Genomic DNA, 271 nt, shown 5'->3' with positions numbered 1-271 from the left:
GAACTCGGGGAAGATCCTCCTAAAGACTCTCGGCGCGCTTTCACCCAGGATTCCACTCGAACCCAATTTGTATACCAATATGGAAATGTTGCCCCTTCTCTTGATGCTCCTCTTTTGCAACAACAATAGTGGTGCAGGCGGGTATGGCTTCACTTATGTGTTTCACGATTTTCGCTTTCTCTATAGCTGCTCTCTGCGGATTAGCATCTGCTCGAGCGAGAGTCAATAAGATGTATCTCCTTAAGTTTCGCTTCTTGTTAAAGACGTTTTT

1 protein-coding gene is annotated in these 271 nt (G+C 45.4%); it reads right to left on the bottom strand.

All coding sequences use genetic code 11. From position 1 onward, the window contains the following. Positions 1 to 40: 40 nt before the first annotated feature. Positions 41 to 271: hypothetical protein (locus KVT34_RS30315; RefSeq protein ID WP_217563296.1), on the bottom strand; the 231-nt coding region annotated here is incomplete at its 5' end.

This window comes from Paenibacillus sp. GbtcB18 (genome assembly GCF_019091125.1).
GTDB lineage: Bacteria > Bacillota > Bacilli > Paenibacillales > NBRC-103111 > Paenibacillus_F > Paenibacillus_F chitinolyticus.
This window is presented reverse-complemented; position numbering and strand designations above follow the sequence as displayed.